This is a genomic window from Streptomyces sp. (assembly GCF_019510245.1).
In the GTDB taxonomy this organism is placed as follows: Bacteria; Actinomycetota; Actinomycetes; order Streptomycetales; family Streptomycetaceae; genus Streptomyces.
Genome location: NZ_JAEKKT010000181.1, coordinates 113,539 through 131,106 on the forward strand (window position 1 = coordinate 113,539; position 17,568 = coordinate 131,106).

Below are 17,568 nucleotides of genomic sequence, written 5' to 3' on the forward strand. Positions count from 1 at the left end.
GTGCGAACGGCTTACGCCGGGGGGCCGGGCGCCTATGAGCTCGGGGGGCGCGGGTGTCGGGCGGGTGCGGCGCCATGGGGGCTGGTCGCGCAGTTCCTCCCCCAGCCTTCGGCCGGGGGTACCCCCAGCGCCCCTTTTCGCCGGGGCTGCGCCCCGGACTCAAGCGGACTTCGCGCCCATGCGGCGGGCGCCGCACGTCCGGTGCATCCCAGCGCCCCTATTCGTCGGGACTGCGCCCCTCACTCAAGCGGAGTGTCGCGGCCCCATCATTGCCGTGAGCTCGCGTACCGCTGGTACGTCCTGGTCCAGCCAGTTCACGTGCCAGATCTCGGGCGGGGTCAGCCAGCGCAGTTCGTCGTGGTCCTGGAGGGGCTTGGGGGCCGGGGAGTCGGGGCGGAGGCGGGCGGTCCACACCTGGAGGACGTACGGGGGTCGCAGCGGCCACTCTCCCGGTACGCGCATCAGCGTCTCCGCCTCGATGCCCAACTCCTCGCGCAGTTCGCGCACGAGGGCGTGCTCGGGGGTCTCGCCGGGCTCCACCTTGCCGCCGGGCAGCTCCCAGCGGCCGGCCAGCTCGGGGGGTGCGCTGCGGCGGGCCGCGAGGAGGCGGCCGGTGTCGATCAGGGCGGCTCCGACCACCACGATCCGTTCGCTCATGGGCCGGAGCCTACGGGAGGGTCAGTTCCGGCCTGCCGCGTCCCCGTTGGCGTGGCCGATGCGCTCGACCCAGTAGAGCTGCTTGTGTCCGCGGTCGTCGAGACTGTCGGCGATCTTCTGCGCCTCGGCCCGGGTCGCGTACCGGCCGACGCGGTAGCGATTGCCGTTGTCGTCCTGCCGTATGACGAGCCAGGGGAGAGAGACCGTGCCTTCCGTCATCGCGCCCCTCCGCATCTCCCGGCTCCCGTCCGTCCCCGCCCCGCTAAGGAAACCGCACTCCGCATATGCCCGAGCGTACGCCTAACCTTTACGCAGCGAATACGCCTTTTCACAAAGAGGTACGCAACCAGCCAGAACGGTGGGGGCGCACGGCAACGAATGCGCCGTTCGCGCGCCCCGCACTTCGGGTCGCGGGCATGCCGAGGACACCCCGGTCACCTGGGAGAACGGCCGGATTGCAGCGGCAGGCGCCGGTCCGGATCCGAGTCGTGAAGGCGTCAACCATCGCAAGGGTGTGCGCTACTTCACTGCGAGGTGGTACGCCCGCCTACCTCACCGGCAGATGGTAGGAGGCCCGGTAGCGGTCCGCGGGGATGACGACGTCCGCGGTCTCCACCGGGCGGCCGGAGGCGTAGTACGTCCGCTGGATCACCAGGACGACGTGGCCGGGGACCCCGCCCAGGGTGAGGAGTTCCTCGGCGAGGCCGGGGCGGGCGCCCACCTCCTCGGTGACGTTGTCCACGACGACGTCGATGGCGCGCATCCGCTCGACCACGCCCATCCCGCCGAGCGGGCCCTCCTCGGGCAGCATCACGGGGGTGCGGCCGGTGACGGCGAGGGGCTCCCAGGAGGTGGAGAGCATCATCGGCTCGCCGGCGTCCCGGAAGAGGTACCGGGTGCACATCACGCGGTCGCCGACGTGGATGCCGAGCCGGTCGGCGATCGCGGCGCCCGCGCCGGTCTGCTCGCTGCTGGACTCCCAGGTGCCGCGCGCCGCCGCGTCGGACTGCTCCTGCCGGAACGGGGTGGCGCCGCCGGCCGGGCGGTACCCGGAGCGGGCCACCCGCCGGGGCACGGGCCGCTCGCGCACATAGGTCCCGGAGCCGGACCGGCCCTCGACCAGCCCCTCGGCCATCAGCACCTTGCGGGCCTCCAGGGCCACCGTGTCCGAGACGCCGTACTCCTCGCGGATGCGGGCCTGGGAGGGCAGCCGGGTGTGGGGAGGCAGCGAACCGTCGACGATCTTCTTGCGGAGATCACCCGCGACACGCAGATACGCCGGCTGCTCACCGAAAGTCACTGGCCGCTCCCATCAGGTTGTACAGACAGCAACAGCGTGGCAACCGTGGGTTGAGCCATGCAAGCAAAGGCCAGAGAATCACTCGATGTGATGACATACGGCCCGGGGAGGCTTTACGCAGGCACTTTCTCCCCGTTATAGCCGCGATCACACCTCCATGCCGGAGCCACTTCCTCCGCTCCCGGAGCCGCCGCCCCCGTCGCCGGACGAGGGCGGGGTCGTGGCGAGGCCCAGAGCCTTGCGGGCCGTGACGGTCCGCTTCGGGTCGAGGAGCGACGAACCCTTGTCGTAGTGGGCGTAGTACGTGTCCGCGTCCGTGGCCTTCGCGGCCTTCGCCCACTCCGTCCTCGCCCGGTCGAGGTCCGCGACCAGGTCGTTCACCGGCTTCTTCCCGTCCGGGCCCCAGCCGTGCGCGCGCAGCATCGCGGTCTGCTTCCCGAGCGCCGTGGTCACCCGGCCCGCCCACTGCCGGTAGCCGGGCAGGTCGTCCTCGACGTACTCGGCCTCGGGGACGGTGGCGAGGGCGGAGTTGAGGACGTGCGCGGCGTCGAGATAGGCGACCTGGTCGTTGTCGAGCACGCTCTCGTCGTTGCGCAGCGAGCCGGACAGGGTGCGGCCCTCGGTCGTGTTGCCGAAGACGCAGGCGACCTCCCGGTCGCCGTACTCCCAGCTGTCCTGACTGGGCGTGAAGTAGTACACGTCGACGTCGCCGGGGATCGCCCAGCCGTCCATCGCGTAACCGTCCTCCAGGCCGTAGCAGCGCCGGTCGGCCGAGTCGCCGACGCTGTCGTCGCCCGGGTAGTCCGAACCCTTGAGCCGGTAGGTGGCGAAGACCTCGCCGTCGTGCGCCTTCCCGCAGTCCACGACGGTGACGTCGGAGACCAGGTCGCCGGTGAGCGTGCCGTCGGGGGTGTCGAAGCAGTCGCCGGTGGACAGGGAGAGGCTGGAGCTGTCGTTCGCGCCCTCCTTGACGCCCTCCCAGAACTCCGCCGCCCCGCCCGTGGCCAGCACCAGCACCCACAGGGCCAGCCCGAGCGCGGAGAACACCGACCCGGTGACCGCCATCGCCCTGCCGCGCTCACCGCGCTTGCGGATCTGCCCCAGCCCGACCAGCCCCAGCACCAGCCCCACCCCCGGCAGACAGCACAGCAGCCCGAGCACGAGGGAGGCGACGGCGAGCCCGTTGACGGGCGGCTGCGGGGCGTAGGGGCCGTAGCCCTGCCCCCAGGGCTGGTACGGCCCCGGGTACGGCGGCTGCTGCCCGTACGGCGCCTGCTGCCCGTACGGCGCCTGCGGGTACTGCGGGTACTGCGGCTGGCCCGACTGGGGTGGTTGATAGGGCCCTTGTGGCTGGTGGGGGCCGGGGGGCGGAGGTATGGACACCGGTACCGTGCTCCTGAGGGGGCGTCGGGCCGCGCGGAAACGGACGGCTGAACTGACGTACGACTGCGCGCATCGTAAGCGCGCCGTGATCGGGGGCGGAATGAGGGTGGGGACAGCGGCCGCGCGCGGTGCACGGGCCGACCGCGCGCCGGGCCTCCTGGTGGACGGCCGCCCCCTCGGCCTCCCCGCCCTTCGCCGAATACCCCTGGGAGGACGACGAATGAACGAGACCGTCGGCGCCGTCAACGCGCTCACCGCACGCTGGGCGCGGCAGACCAGACAGGGCACGGTCTTCTCGGCCGCCGGCGTCTGGCCGCTGCTGGCCTTCCTCGCCGACGGTGCCGCCGGTCCGGCCCGGGACGAACTGACCCGGGCCGTGGGCAGGCAGGCCGACCAGGCCGCGGCCGGTGCGCGGGAGTTACTGACGGGGCTCGACTCGATGCCGGGCGTCGGGTCGGCTCTGGGGCTGTGGACCGACCGGGCGCTGGAGCTGCGCGAGCAGTGGGCGGCGGGGCTGCCCGCGGACGCGCACGGGGTGCTCGGTGCCGATCCCGAGGCCTCCCGGGAGGCGCTGGACGCGTGGGCGGCGAAGCGCACGGAGGGGCTGGTCGAGCGGCTGCCGGTGCGGCTCGCCGAGGGCGCCCGGATGGTGCTGGCGACCGCGCTGGCGCTGCGCACGGACTGGCAGCACCCGTTCCGGGAGACCGTGCTGCGGCCCGGCTCCGGGCCCTGGCAGGGGCGGGACCTGGCCGGTCTGCACCGCAGCAGCGTCCGGCCCGACCGGATCGGGGTGACCGCGGGTCCGGACGGCCCCGTCACCACACTGAAGGTCCTCGGCCACAACGGTCTCGACGTGCATCTGCTGCTCGGCGCGGAGGGGATGGCCCCGGGAGAGGTGCTGCACACGGGCATCGGCGTCCTGGAGCGGGCGCTGCCGGTGACGACCGGCGGACAGCTCCCCTACGGGCCCGCGGGGCCGGGTGTGGTCGTGGAGCGGCAGCCGTCCGTCGCGCCGGACCCGATCCGGCTCGACGTGACCACCCCGGGCTTCACGGTCCGCGCCGACCACGATCTGCTCCAGCTGCACGGTCTGTTCGGGCTCTCCACGGCCGCCGACGCCCGCGGTGGGCACTTCCCCGGGATCAGTGCCGCGCCGCTCGCCGTCGGGGCGGCCGGACAGTCCGCGGTCGCCGAGTTCGGGCCGCTGGGCTTCCGGGCCGCCGCGGTCACGGCGGTGGTGGCGGCGCCGGGCGGCGGCCCGCCGCAGTACCGGTACGAGTCCACGGTGGTACGGGCCGCCCTCGACCGGCCGTTCGGCTTCCTCGCCGTGCACCGGGAGAGCCGGCTGGTGCTGGTGGCTGGGTGGGTGACCGAGCCGGCGGTGGCCGGCCGGCCGGAGTACCACGGTGCGCCGTCGTAGCTCCGGAGCAGGTCGAACGGCACGACGGCGCTGCGGACGGCCCGCGTGGACCGCGTGGGTGCGGACGGTGGAAGGGCTGCCGGGTCCTGCTGTTCAGGCTCCCGCCGTGATCCGCAGCCTGATCGTGCGGGCCTCGGGGCGCAGCGCGAACTCCGGCCACACGTCCGGTCCGCAGGCGCGTGAGCCGAGGCCGTGCTGGGCCGCGTCGATGATCAGGTGGCTGGTGGCGGACTCCGGGAGTTCGTAGGGGTGGGCGGCCCGCGCGATCTGCTGCGGGGTGTGGCGGGCGAGGGTGAAGCCGGGGCGCCTGCCCCGGGTGTCGGGGAGGGCGTCGATGTGGAGCACCTCGGTGTCGCCGCTGGTGAGCGTGAGCCGGCGCAGCCGGGAGCGGTGGCCGGTCTCCTGGGGGCGCGCGTAGTCGACCGAGAGCTCCCGGACGCCGGCCGCGAACCGGCCGGTGCGGGCCGCGCGGAGGCTGTCGGGGTAGGACTCCAGCGGGCCCAGGCCGAACCACTCCGCGCCGTCCACGGGGGCCGTGCCGTCGGGCAGTTCGAAGCGGACCCCGATCCGCGGCCACACCGTCGCCCAGCCGCGCGAGGGCTCGATCTCGACGCGCAGTTCCAGTTCGCCGTCCTCGACCGACCAGACCGACTCGACCGTCACCGAGAGCGCGGAGTCCGCCGCGGAGACCCGGTCGACGGTGCGCAGGGCGTCCGTGGCGTGCTCCACGCCGATCCGGCGGGTGACGAGGCGGTCGAGTCCGTCGCGGCGCCACAGGTCGGCGCTGGACACGTCGGCCGTGCTGTTGTCGCTGCCCTCCAGCCGGTCGGCGGTGCCCTCGTCGTTGTCGGTGGGTGCCCGGAACAGTTCCAGCCGGGGGCCGGTGACGGGGCGTCCGGCGAGGCGGGTGAGGGAGCCGCCGGTGAACTCGGCGATGCCGAGCGTGCGCGTTCCCCCGCCGGGCCGCCAGCCGGTCCGGGGCCGGACGGCGGGCACCGGCCGCCGTGCCGAGCAGTCCAGTTGGGCGGTGGCGATCTCGTGCCCCTCGGGAGCCCAGGCGGTGCCGGCGGCCAGTACGGCCTCGACGGTCAGCCAGGTCTCGGCGTCCGCCGCCACCTCGACCGGCGGCAGCGCCACCCGCTCCGACGCGCCCGCCGCCACGGCGGGGACCGCCAGCTCCCCCGCTGCCACGGGCGTTCCGTCGTGTTCGACGCGCCAGCGGAACCGCAGGTCGGAGGTGTCGGCCGAGTGCCGCAGGTTGGTGATGGCGAGCCCGTCGCCGTCGAAGGCGAACCGGATCGGCTGGACGACCGCCTTGAACTCGTGGAGGCCGGGCGTCGGCACGTCGTCGCTGAGCACCATCCCGTCCATCACGAAGTTGCCGTCGTGCACGACCTCGCCGAAGTCGCCGCCGTAGGCGTAGTACGGCGTCCCGTCGGGGGCGGTGGCCAGGATGCCGTGGTCGCGCCACTCCCAGACGAAGCCGCCGTGCAGCCGCGGGTGGCGGTGGACCAGGTCCTCGTACTGGTCGAGGGCGCCCGGCCCGTTGCCCATCGCGTGGGCGTACTCGCAGAGCAGGAACGGCTTGGTGCGCTGCCGGGCACCCTGGGCCGGGGTGCAGCCCAGCAGCGGGGCGGTGGAGCCGTCGGTGCCGATCTGCTCGGTCTCCGGCACCGTCGAGTACATCCGGGAGTACACGTCGGTGTAGTCGCCGGTGTAGTCGCCCTCGTAGTGCACGGGACGCTCGGGGTCGCGGGCGTGCACCCAGGCGGACATGGCGGCGAGGTTGGCTCCGGTGCCGGCCTCGTTGCCGAGCGACCACATCACGACGGCGGGGTGGTTCTTGTCCCGCTCGACCGTGCGCTCGATGCGGTCCAGGCAGGCCGCGCGCCAGGCCGGGTCGTCGGTCGGGTTGCCGGCCCAGCCGCCCTTCTCGAAGCCGTGGGTCTCCAGGTCGCACTCGAGGACGACCCAGAAGCCGAGTTCGTCGGCGAGGTCGAGCAGCCGGGGGTGCGGCGGGTAGTGGCTGGTGCGGATGGCGTTCACGTTGAACCGCTTCATCCTGGCCAGGTCGGCGCGGGCGTGCGCCTCGTCGAAGACCCGGCCGCGCTCGGGGTGGGCCTCGTGCCGGTTCATGCCGTGGAAGACGACCTTGCGGCCGTTGACCAGGAACCGGTCGCCGCGGATCTCGACCGTGCGGAAGCCGGCCCGCAGGGCGATGCTCTCGCCGGCCGAGGACACGGTGACGTCGTACAGCCGGGGCAGTTCGGCCGACCACGGCTCCACCTCCGGGATGTCCACGGGCGCCACGTCGGCCGCCGTCTCCCAGACCTGTTCCACGCCCAGTTCGGGGATGCGCAGGGTGACCGGGAACGCGGCCGCGTCGGCGGTGACCTCCGTCTCGACGCGCCCGCGCCCGTGGTCGTAGCCGGTGCGCAGCCAGACGTCCTCGATGCCCCCGGCGGGGCGCACGAGCAGGGTGACGTCCCGGAAGATGCCCGGCAGCCACCACTGGTCCTGGTCCTCCAGGTAGCTGGCGGCCGACCACTGGTGCACGCGGACGGCGACGACGTTGTCGCCGGGGCGCACGGCGGAGGTGACGTCGAACTCGTGGGCGAGCCGGCTGCCGCTCGCGCTGCCGATCTCGACGCCGTTCACCCACACCTTGAACAGCGACTCGACGCCGTCGAACCGCAGGACGACCCGCTCGGCGTCCGGCCGGCCGGCGGGGAGGTCGAAGTGGCGGCGGTAGTCACCGGTGGGGTTCTCGTCGGGGACGTGCGGCGGGTCGATCGGGAACGGGAACTGGATGTTCGTGTACGCCGGCCGGCCATGGGCGCCGTCGCCCTCCAGCACCCAGTGCGCGGGTACCGGGATGCTGTCCCAGCCCCGGTCGTCGAAGTCCTCGGCGGTGAACTCCTCGGCCACGGCCGCCGTGGGCGACAGCCGGAAGCGCCAGGGGCCGTTCAGCGACAGGGACGGGGCGTCGGAGTGCAGCCAGGAGCGGGCCGGGCGCAGGGCACCGTGCCAGGGGGCGGGGTCCGATACGTATGCGGTGGGCTCGGAGGACAAGACGTCACAACTTTCTCGAGGACGGGCGCCCCGAAGGGGCGCTGGGGGTACCCCCGGCCGAAGGCTGGGGGAGGAACTGCGCGACCAGCCACCACGGCGCGGCAGCCGACAGACGGCGGACGGGCACATCGCGGCCCTACCAGCGGAGCGCCCCGCGGAGGACTACCGTGCGGATCTCCCAGGGACCGAGGTCGAGTTCGAGCCCGTTGCGGACCGGTTCGGGGGCGATCGGGCGGCCGAGCAGGTCGACGGTGGTGGCCTCGGCGAAGGCGCCGGTCACGCGGACGGCCGTCGCGGTGTCCCGCATCGCGGCCAGCCGGAGTTCGGTGCCGGGTCCGTGCTCGGAGTCGGTGATCCGGCGGATGCTCGACACGTACACGTCCCGGCCGTCGACCTGGACGCCGGCCGCGTCCGGGGGCAGCGGGGCGCCGCCGGGTGCGGTGCCGCGGGTGACCAGGGCGTCGTTGCGGAACTCCTCGGCGAGGGCGACCGCGTTCGCGCCCGGCCGGCCGGCCGCCCGGGGCAGCACGGCGAACCGGTTCTCGATGCGGATGCCCAGGTCCTGGGCGCCCGGGGCGGGGATCTCGCTCGCGGCGGGTTCGTCGCGCAGGGGGTGGATGTTGACGCTGATGGAGCCGATGGCGCGCAGCAGGGTGAGGGCGAGGGCGGAGCCGTCGTCGACGAGTTCGTACTCGGCGGAGTGGTCGAGCAGGACGGTGGCCGGGCCCGCCGACACGAAGGTGCTCGCCGGGAAGGTGGGGAGGGGGTACTCGCCCCAGCCGCCCTCGGCGGTCAGGCCGCGCTCGGTGACGGCGAACTGGCCGGCCGACGCGGACGTGGTGACGGGCAGCGGCAGCGGGACGTGCAGGCGCAGCCGGTGGTCGGCCGACCGGTTCAGGAACGACGTGGAGATCCGGACGAAGGGCTCGCCCGCGCGGACCTCCACCAGCATGTCCACGGGGGTCGGGACGGTACGCCCCGCGCGGCGGTCGCGGTCGCCGTCGGCGAGTGCCTCCGGCCACTCGTAGACGCGGGTGACGCGCAACCGGGCCCGCAGCGGGCCGCTTTCGAGGAGTTCGACGCCGATCCGGACCGGCTCGGAGACGAGGACGTCGTGGGCCGGAGGGGCGTAGTTGTAGCTGTCGCCGCGGTCGCCGCCGTCCACCAGGCGGCCGACACCGGTCAGGACGGTGCCGTCGGCACCGGTCACGTCCAGGGTGCCGTCGGCGGTCACGGCGACCTCGACCAGGCCGTTGGAGAGGGTGTCCGCCGTCGCCGTCGCGGGCCGCAGCTCCGGGGCGGCGGGCGGCCCGTCGGCCGCCTCGACCCGGAAGGCGGCGAGTCCGGTGGCCGGGACGGGCACGGCCACCAGCGCGGTGGCGCGGGCCTGGGCGAGGGTCCGCACCCGCCACTCCCCCTGGTGCGCGGCGGCCGCGGCGGCGACCTCGCCGCGCAGGGTCATCAGGTCGAAGGGGCCGTCCGGGACCTCGGCGAGGTGGAAGACCAGGGAGTTCGGGGTGAGTTCGTAGCCGTCGATCAGCAGGCCGAACAGCTCGCGGCGGTGGATGCGGCGCAGCACGCGTTCCAGCTGGGAGGCGTCGAGCCGCTCGTCGCTGAGGACGGTCGGGGCCCGGGAGACCAGCTGGACGGGGTGCGCCGTGCCGTCGGCGGTGGTCGCGACCGGTGTGCTGCCCTCCGGCGCGGCGACCACGTCCACCTCGACCAGTGCGGTCCGGGGCGACGGCAGCGGGTTGGCGACCAGGTAGGCGTCGCCCGGCACCCGGGCGGCGGGCTCGGCGAGGGCCGCGTCCCGGACGGCGCGGGCGGTCTGCGCGGCCTCCGCGAGCCGGGCCGCGACCTGGTCGCAGGTCTCGTCGGTGCCGGAGCCGACCACGGAGTCGTGCGCCGTCGACTCGATGATCTTGTGCCAGGCGAGGGCGAGGAAGGCGGAGTCGTCGCGGCCGGACCACAGGGCGTTCAACCGCTCGGCGTGGTCGACGGTCCGCTCGGCGGCGGCCATCCGCTGCTTGAGTCCGAGCCGGACCGACAGGACGCCCGGGAGGATGTTGCCCCGTACGTGACTGCGCAGCTCACCGGTGACGACGGTGGTCACCTCGTCCCGTACGTGCCCGCGGATGTACTCGTCGAGGGTGGCGACGGTGATCGGCCGCTCCTCGCCGGAGGCCCTGCGCAGCCAGTCCGCCAGCCGCGGGTCGGGCGCGTTGTGGTCGGTGCCGGCCATGGCGAGCACCGGGTCGGCGCCCCACCGCCCGGCCGTCATCCCGGCGTACTCGGCGAGCGCGCTGCGGATCCGGTCCGGTACCAGCAGGACGTCGAGGCCGTTGTCGTACCCGTCGAAGAGGAACTCGGTGCGCACCTCGGAGCCGTCGGGCGCGCGCCAGCGGAAGGCGTGCCCGTCGACCGTGCCGGGTACCCCGCGCCACAGCGCCGCGTGCTCGATGCCGGCGCGGGCCAGGATCTGCGGCATCTGCGCGATGTGGCCGAACATGTCCGGCAGATAGCCGACCGGCATCGCGCCGCCGAGCCGTTCGGCGGCCGCCCAGCCCATCTGGAGGTTGCGGACGACGGTCTCGCCGGAGCAGAGGAACTCGTCGAGCAGGACCAGCCACGGCCCGACGGCCAGCCGGCCCTCGCGGACCAGGGCGGCGACCCGGTCGCGGTTCTCGGGCCGCATCTCCAGGTAGTCCTCGACGGCGGCCATCTGCCCGTCGACGGTGAACCGGAAGTCCGGGTCCGCCTCGGCCGTCTCCAGCACGGTGTCCAGGGCGGTGACGAGCCGGTGCCGGAACACCTGGAACGGCTCGTACCACTCGCGGTCCCAGTGGAAGTGGGGCACGAAGACTGCCGGGTTGGGCATGGCGGGGAACACCTTCTGTGCGTGGGGGGTCACTTGAGCGAGCCGGCGGCGAGGCCGGTGCGCCAGAACCGCTGGAGGAGGATGAAGACGACGATCACCGGCAGGATCGACACCAGCGAGCCGGTGATGATGGACTCCTGGAGCAGCGGGGAGCGGGCGGTCTGGCCGTTCCACTCGTACAGGCCGAGGGTGATCGGGAAGAGGGACTCCTTCTGGAGCATCACCATCGGCAGGAAGAAGTTGTTCCAGATGGCCACGAACTGGAACAGGAAGATGGTCACCAGGGCCGGTGTCATCAGCCGGAACGCCACCGAGAAGAACGTGCGGAACTCGCCGGCGCCGTCCAGCCGCGCCGACTCGATCAGCTCCTGCGGCACCGAGGCGTTCGCGAAGATCCGGGCGAGGTAGACGCCGAACGGGCTGACGATGCTGGGCAGGAACACCGCCAGGTAGGTGTTGACGAGCCCGGTCGCCGAGAACAGCAGGAACAGCGGCAGGGCGAGCGCGGTGGTGGGCACCAGGACGCCGCCGAGGATGACGGAGAACAGGAACTCCCGGCCGCGGAAGGTGAACTTGGCGAGGGCGTAGCCGCACAGCGCGGAGATCAGGGTCCCCACGGCCGCGCCCAGCACCGCGTACAGGACGGTGTTGAGGGCCCAGCGGCCGAAGACGCCGCCGCTGCGGGTGAACAGGGTGTGCAGGTTGTCGAACAGGTTGAAGTGCGAGAACGCCAGTCCGTTGGTGGCGGCGAGGTCGCCCTGCGGCTTGGTCGCCGCGACGACCAGGAAGTACACCGGCAGCAGGAAGTAGACGGCCAGGAGCAGCATCAGCCCCATGGCGGCCGTACGGCTGACCCGGCTTTCGCGGTCGGTGGTCGAGTTGCTCACAGTCCGGCCTTCTTCGAGGTCAGTCGCATGAACCCGAAGCTCAAGACGAAGGTGATGACGGCGATGACCACCGAGATGGCCGCGGCCTGCTGATAGTTGTTCCCGGAGGCCACCGTGTAGGCGAGCATGTTCGGCGTGAACGTGCTGGAGATGTTCGAGGAGATCTGCCGCAGCACGGCCGGCTCGGCGTACAGCTGGAGGGTGCCGATGATCGAGAAGACGGTGGTCAGCACGATCGACGGGGCGATGATCGGCACCTTGACCCGCCAGGCGATGGTCCAGTTGGAGGCGCCGTCGAGCTTCGCGGCCTCGTAGAGCTCCTGCGGGATCGACTGCAGCGCCGAGAACATGATCAGCATGTTGTAGCCGGTCCACAGCCAGGTGGAGACGTTCGCGGCCGACCAGAGCACCGCGCCCGGGCCGAGGAAGTCGGGGTGCAGCCCGATGCCGTTCAGCAGGTCGACGACCGGGCTGAGCTGGGGCGAGTACAGGTACGACCACATGATGGCGGCGATCACGCCCGGTACCGCGTACGGCATGAACGCCACGACGCGGAAGAACCCCTTGCCCTTCAGCAGGGGCGTGTCGAGGAGCAGCGCGATGATCAGCGCCACGAACAGCATGACCGGCACCTGCACGACGCCGAACAGCCCGATGCGGCCGATGCTGGACCAGAACTCGGTGTTCCGGAGCACCTGCCCGTACTGCTCCAGTCCTCCGAAGGCCGTGTACGACGTCCCGTACTGGCCGCCGGAGCGGCGCACCACGCGGAAGCTCTGCCAGAGGGCGTAGCCGACCGGCACCAGGTAGAAGAGCAGGAACGGCAGGAAGAACGGGGTCACGAAGGCGGCGACGGTGCCCGCCCGGGGGCCGCCGCCGTTCGGGCGACGGCGGTTCCCGGGCGTGGTCCGCCCCGCGGCCGGACGGGTTGCGAGGTCGGTCATACCGAGGTCACTTGCCCGCCGTCGCCGGGATCGCCTGGTCCTTCATCGACTTCAGCGCGGCCGCCTGGGCCGTCGCGAGCGCGTCGGTGAGGGTGCCGCCGCCGGCCGCGGCCTTGGCCATCGCGTCCTGGAGGGCCAGGTTCACGGTCTTCTGGGTGGGACCCCAGGCGAAACTGGTGTCGATCTTCTTGGAGGCGTCGGCGAAGACGTCGAAGATCTTCTGGTTGCCGTAGTACGGCACGCCCTGCTTCAGTGCGGGCAGGTCCAGCCCGGCGGTGGCCGCCGGGTAGAGGCCGCCCAGCTTGTTCTCCATCGCGAGGGCGTCCGGGTCGGTGTTCAGCCAGGTGTTGAACTCCACCGACTCGTAGAGGTGCTTGCTGCCCTTCATGAAGGCGACGGTCGAGCCGCCCCAGTCACCGGAGGAGCCGTTCGCGCCCCACGTCGGCATCGGGACGATGGTCCACTTCCCGGCCTGCTTGGGCAGGTTGTCGCGGAACATGCTGTAACCCCAGGCGGCGCCCACGTAGGTGGCGAGCTGGTCCTTCTGGTACGCCGCGTACATCTGGGTGGAGCCGTGGGCGAGGTCGGTGCGCACGACCTTCTCGGAGATCAGCTTCTGCCAGTAGTCCGTGACCTGCTTGCTCTGCGCCGAGTCGACGGAGACCTGCCACTTGTCGCCGGAGTAGCCGTACATCTTGGCGTCGTTCTGCCAGAGGAGCCCGTTGAACCACTCGGCGTTGTTCGGGTCGAAGAACGTGATGTCGAGGTTCGGGTCCGCCTTGTGCAGCTTCTCGGCGGCCGTCGCGTACTCGTCCCAGGTCGTGGGGACGGCGACGTCGTACTTCTTGAAGAGGTCGCCGCGGACGTAGAGCGCCATCGGGCCGGTGTCCTGCGGGATCGCGAAGACGCCGGTGTCACCGAAGCTGGTCTGCGACCAGGTCCACGGCACGAACTTCGACTTGGCCGCGCCGGCCGCCTTGCAGGCCGAGGCGTCCACGAAGGCGCTCTGGGTGCGCAGGTTGGGCAGTTCGTCGTAGCCGACCTGGGCGAGGTCCGGGGCCTTGTCCGCCTTGAGGGCGTTGCCGAGGGTGCCGTACTGGTCGTTGGAGATGTTCTTCGTCTCGACCTGGATGTCCGGGTGCTTCTTGTTCCACAGGGCGACGACCTTGTCCATGCCCGGAACGGTGTTCCAGTACTGGAGGGTGACCTTGCCCTTCGCGGGCTCGCAGGAGGACGCGGACGCGTTGTCCGACGAACCGGACGAGGAACACCCGGCGAGTACGACCATGCCCGCGGTCGCGGCTGCTGCGGCGAGGCGGGTGCGCGTGGCTGTGCTTCTCATGTCTTCCGTTCCAGAGAACGCCTGGCCGCGAGGCCCAGGCGGGTCGACGTTGACACCTGGAGGCGGATGCCTTCTGGTTGGAATGGGGTTCCGTGAGCGGTAACGTGAGCGCTCACGGGAGCGGTAACGGGAAGTGATTGGGAGTGTGGGCTTCCAGACGGCTGAGTGTCAAGGTTTCTGTGCACCGGGGCATACTCGGTGTCCCTGCGACGCTGGCGCGTCGGCAATTACGCGGAGGTGAGTGATGGCGTCGTCGGGGACCGGACCCCGTAGGGTCACGATCGACGATGTGGCGCAGGCCGCGGGCGTGTCCCGGCAGACCGTGTCACGGGCGCTCAACGACAAGGGCGAGATCGGCGTCTCCACCAAGCAGCGTGTTCTCGACACCGCCCTGGCGCTCGGCTACCGCCCGAGCCGGTTCGCCCGGGGGCTCGTCCGGCAGGACACCATAAGTGTCGGCCTCGTCATCCCCGACCTGCTCAACCCGTTCTTCACCGAGGTCGCCGCGGCCGCCCTGGAGGCGGCCCGGGACCGGGGATGGCACGTCGTCGTGTACGACACCGGCGACCGGCCCGAGGAGGAGCGGGGCACGCTGGAGGTGATCGCCTCCCAGGTCGACGCCGTCGTGGGCTATCTCAGCCTGCCCGAGGAAGAGATCGACAGGCTGACCCGCGGACTCCCCGTGGTGCTCATCGACCGTGAGCACCGCACCCAGCGGTTCAGCTCGATCCGGATCGACGGCGAGAGCGGCGTGCACGCGGCGATCCGGCATCTGACCGCCGCGGGACACCGGCACATCGGCATGCTCGAACACGCCGAGCGATCCGAACCGAGCGTCCGGCACCAGTGGTTCGACGCCGCGATGTCCGCGTGCGGGCTGGACCCGGGCTCCGTGGCCCGCGCCGACCAGAGCGTCGAGGGCGGGGAGAGCGCGCTCCAGGAACTCCTCGCCGCGCACCCGGACCTGACCGCCGTCTTCACGTTCAACGACATCATCGCCATCGGCGCGCTGCGCGCCGCGCGCCGGCTCGGCCGGCAGGTCCCCCGGGACCTCGCCCTGGTCGGCTTCGACGGCCTGCGGCTCGGCACGCTGGTCGAGCCGCAGCTGACCACGGTGGCCCTGGACACCCGCCGTCTCGGCGCGCTCGCCGTCGAACAGGCGGCCCGGCTGCTGACCGGCGGCGACCCACTGGCCGCCGAACAGCTGACGGTGGGGGCGGAGTTGCGGGTGCGCGAGTCGGCGTAGGGGCGGCCGGGCGGACCGGGTTCAGGGCGTGACGGTGACGGAGTCGTCGGTTGTCCGGGGGCGGTCGCCGTCCGTTCGCTCGGCGTGGTCCCCGTCGGTTCTCAGGAGGCGGTCCCCGGCCGTTCGCTCGGCGTGGTCCCCGTCCGTCATCCCCAGGCGGGCCTGTTCCTCCTCGACGATCCGGCGGGCCAGTTCGGTGTCCGACACGTCGACCGCGTCCGGGGTGGCTTCGGCCACCGCGCTGCGGCGGGCGTAGGCGTCGAACAGGCGGGTCTTCCGCTCCAGCATCTCCACCAGGCGTTCGTCCACTCCCCCGGTGGCGAGCAGGCGGTGCACCCGGACCGGTCTGACCTGGCCCATGCGGTGGGCCCGGGCCACCGCCTGGTGTTCGATCGTCGGTTTGATCTGGGGTTCACAGATGACGACGACGGAGGCGGCCTGCATGTTGAGGCCGACGCCCGCCGCCTGGATCTGCGCCAGCAGCACCGCGGCGCCCGGGGCGGCGGCGAAGTCGTCAACGAGCTGCTGCCGGCGTGCGGCGGGAACACCGCCGGTGAGCGGGCCGAAGACCGGGGCACCGTCGGCGAGCGCCTCTTCGACCACGCGCAGGACGTCCTTGAAGTTGGAGAAGACCACCGTCTTCTGCCCGTTCTCGCCGGCCTCCGCGACGATCTCCCGGAGCCGCTCCAGCTTGGCCGACCGCTCCGGGCGGAGGTAGGCGGCCCTGCGCATCGCCATGAAGTTGCCGGCGCGCACGGCGTCGCGGTACGCCTCCGCGTCCGACGCGCTCAACTCCTCCCACTCGTCGGTGTGCTGGAGACTCGGGAGTTCGGTCAGCACGTCCTGCTGGTTGCGCCGCAGGTAGACGGGGGCGACGGCCTTGCGGAAGGCGACCGATCCGGCCAGGGCGTCACCGTCGTCCAGCGACTCCGCGACGTCGCGGTCGAGCATCCCGACCAGGTTGCGGAACTCCGCGACCCGGTTCTCCATCGGGGTGCCGGTCATGAACAGGGTGCGCTCGCAGCGCTCCGCCCACCGGGCGACCGCCTGGGACCGCTTGGCCTTCGGGTTCTTCACCGAGTGCGCCTCGTCGACCACGAACAGGCCGACCTCGCCGCCGTCCGGTGCCGGGAACCCGCGCAGGGCGTCGAACGTGGTCACCGCGACCCCGCCCCGCCCCTTCCAGTCCGCGAACGCGTCGCGCCGGTCGGGGCCGTGCAGCAGCATCGCGCGCAGGGCGCTGCGGGCCTCGATCTCCCGCGTCCAGTTCACGAGGACGCTCGCCGGGCACACCACCATGAAGTGGCTCTGCCCCTCGGCGGCCAGGTGGGCCAGCACGGCGATCGCCTGGATGGTCTTCCCGAGGCCCATCTCGTCGCCGAGGATCACGTTGCGCTGCGCGAGGGCGAACCGCGCGCCGAACGCCTGGTAGCCGCGGAGGGAGACCCGCCGGTGCGAGTCGTCGAGGCGCTGGGCCCGGACCCGCTCGGCGATCTCGTCGGGCAGGAAGCCCTCGGCGGCGGCCGTGTCGGGCGCCGCACCGGAGAACTCGGCGAGCAGGCTGTAGTACTCGGCGGAACGGAGCTCGAAGTCCGCCCAGGCGGCGAGGTCGGACGACGGCCCCCGGAGCAGGTCGACGGAGGCCTGGGCGAACAGTTCGGGCAGCCGCCCCCGGTCCGCCTCCTCCACCAGCGGACGGAGTTCGGCCACCGCTGCCAGCGCGCGGGCCTTGCGCTCCCGGCCGGCCAGGAGCATCCGGAACCGCCCGGCGGCGGGGCGGGCGTCGGCCAGCAGCGGCTCCAGCCGTTGCGACAGGGCAGCGGCCCGGTCGACGGCGCGGCGCGCCTCCGGCCCCGCCTCCACCAGTACATGGAGGGCCACGACGAGCGCGGTGGTGCTCGGCTCCGGCCGGTCCACGTCGACATGGACCGCCACGGTCTCGTGCACGGCCTCGGAGAGTCTGCGGGCCGCGGCGAGCATCTGGTCGACGGTGCGGCGCCCGACACCGGGTATCTGCAGCAGCCGGTACGCGCCCGCGTCGAGCACGGCACCCACCGTCCGCAGCCCGCTCTGCTCGACGCCGCCCAGCCGCAGCCGGCCCTCGGTGACGTCCTGGAGCCGCGCGACCGGGATGGCGTCGAGCTCCCGCCGTACCGCCGCGTCGTGGATCGGCGCGAGTGCCGCCCGTACGGCCTCGACGGCCCTGCCGTGATCACCGGCCACGTTCCGGGCCGCCTCGGCCAGCCGTGCTCCCCGGGCGACCACGCCCCGCTCTTCCCGCCCCACGCGCCCCGCCCCTCACTTCTCCTCACCGGCCGTTCCGGCATCTTCCCACCCCGCACCGTCCGGAGCGGCCCGGCACGAAGCAGCCCACGGGTGGCTCGGCCCGGTACGGGAGTTGCATCGCGAGAGGCCGCGAGAGGGAGAAGGGGCAACCAG

12 protein-coding genes are annotated in these 17,568 nt (G+C 72.6%); 2 read left to right on the forward strand and 10 right to left on the reverse strand.

What is annotated here, in order from left to right:
- Positions 1 to 243 precede the first annotated feature (243 nt).
- From JF597_RS36470 to JF597_RS36485, 4 genes are all read right to left on the reverse strand, one after another.
- Positions 244 to 657 carry a (deoxy)nucleoside triphosphate pyrophosphohydrolase gene (locus tag JF597_RS36470; RefSeq protein ID WP_294005570.1) on the reverse strand — a complete coding sequence of 138 codons (414 nt, stop codon included), beginning with the start codon at positions 655 to 657 and terminating at the stop codon, positions 244 to 246.
- A 21-nt stretch (positions 658 to 678) separates the two neighbouring features.
- Positions 679 to 876 (reverse strand): SPOR domain-containing protein, encoded by a 198-nt coding sequence (locus JF597_RS36475; protein ID WP_294005573.1) that lies wholly within the window; start codon positions 874 to 876, stop codon positions 679 to 681.
- Positions 877 to 1,204: 328 nt separating this feature from the next.
- Positions 1,205 to 1,957, reverse strand: coding sequence for a GntR family transcriptional regulator (locus JF597_RS36480; protein WP_294005575.1), 753 nt, complete (start codon positions 1,955 to 1,957; stop codon positions 1,205 to 1,207).
- A gap of 147 nt (positions 1,958 to 2,104) precedes the next feature.
- Complete coding sequence (locus JF597_RS36485; RefSeq protein ID WP_294005578.1) at positions 2,105 to 3,340, reverse strand: DUF4190 domain-containing protein; 1,236 nt, start codon at positions 3,338 to 3,340, stop codon at positions 2,105 to 2,107.
- A gap of 220 nt (positions 3,341 to 3,560) precedes the next feature.
- On the opposite strand from JF597_RS36485, the gene JF597_RS36490 reads away from it, so the two are divergent.
- Entirely contained in the window at positions 3,561 to 4,760 is a 1,200-nt protein-coding gene (locus JF597_RS36490; protein ID WP_294005580.1) for a serpin family protein, read from the forward strand.
- Positions 4,761 to 4,853: 93 nt separating this feature from the next.
- On the opposite strand, the gene JF597_RS36495 is transcribed toward JF597_RS36490, so the two are convergent.
- From JF597_RS36495 to JF597_RS36515, 5 genes are all read right to left on the reverse strand, one after another.
- A complete protein-coding gene (locus JF597_RS36495) occupies positions 4,854 to 7,832 on the reverse strand; it encodes a glycoside hydrolase family 2 TIM barrel-domain containing protein (protein ID WP_294005583.1) in 2,979 nt (992 codons plus the stop codon).
- 136 nt (positions 7,833 to 7,968) lie between these two features.
- Positions 7,969 to 10,710: an alpha-mannosidase gene (locus tag JF597_RS36500; RefSeq protein ID WP_294005586.1), complete on the reverse strand. Its 2,742-nt coding sequence runs from the start codon at positions 10,708 to 10,710 to the stop codon at positions 7,969 to 7,971.
- A 29-nt stretch (positions 10,711 to 10,739) separates the two neighbouring features.
- Positions 10,740 to 11,597, reverse strand: coding sequence for a carbohydrate ABC transporter permease (locus JF597_RS36505; protein WP_294005589.1), 858 nt, complete (start codon positions 11,595 to 11,597; stop codon positions 10,740 to 10,742).
- Positions 11,594 to 12,541, reverse strand: coding sequence for a carbohydrate ABC transporter permease (locus JF597_RS36510; protein ID WP_294005592.1), 948 nt, complete (start codon positions 12,539 to 12,541; stop codon positions 11,594 to 11,596). The genes JF597_RS36505 and JF597_RS36510 overlap by 4 nt, the downstream gene beginning before the upstream one ends.
- Before the next feature lie 7 nt (positions 12,542 to 12,548).
- Positions 12,549 to 13,883 (reverse strand): extracellular solute-binding protein, encoded by a 1,335-nt coding sequence (locus JF597_RS36515; protein ID WP_294005595.1) that lies wholly within the window; start codon positions 13,881 to 13,883, stop codon positions 12,549 to 12,551.
- A 244-nt stretch (positions 13,884 to 14,127) separates the two neighbouring features.
- Here JF597_RS36515 and JF597_RS36520 point away from each other — a divergent pair, with 244 nt between their 5' ends.
- The gene (locus JF597_RS36520) at positions 14,128 to 15,129 is read left to right on the forward strand and encodes a LacI family DNA-binding transcriptional regulator (RefSeq protein ID WP_294005597.1); all 1,002 of its coding nucleotides are present in this window, start codon (positions 14,128 to 14,130) and stop codon (positions 15,127 to 15,129) included.
- Between the two features lie 21 nt (positions 15,130 to 15,150).
- On the opposite strand, the gene JF597_RS36525 is transcribed toward JF597_RS36520, so the two are convergent.
- Positions 15,151 to 17,415, reverse strand: a complete 2,265-nt coding sequence (locus tag JF597_RS36525; protein ID WP_294005600.1) for a DEAD/DEAH box helicase — start codon at positions 17,413 to 17,415, stop codon at positions 15,151 to 15,153.
- Between the last annotated feature and the right edge of the window lie 153 nt (positions 17,416 to 17,568).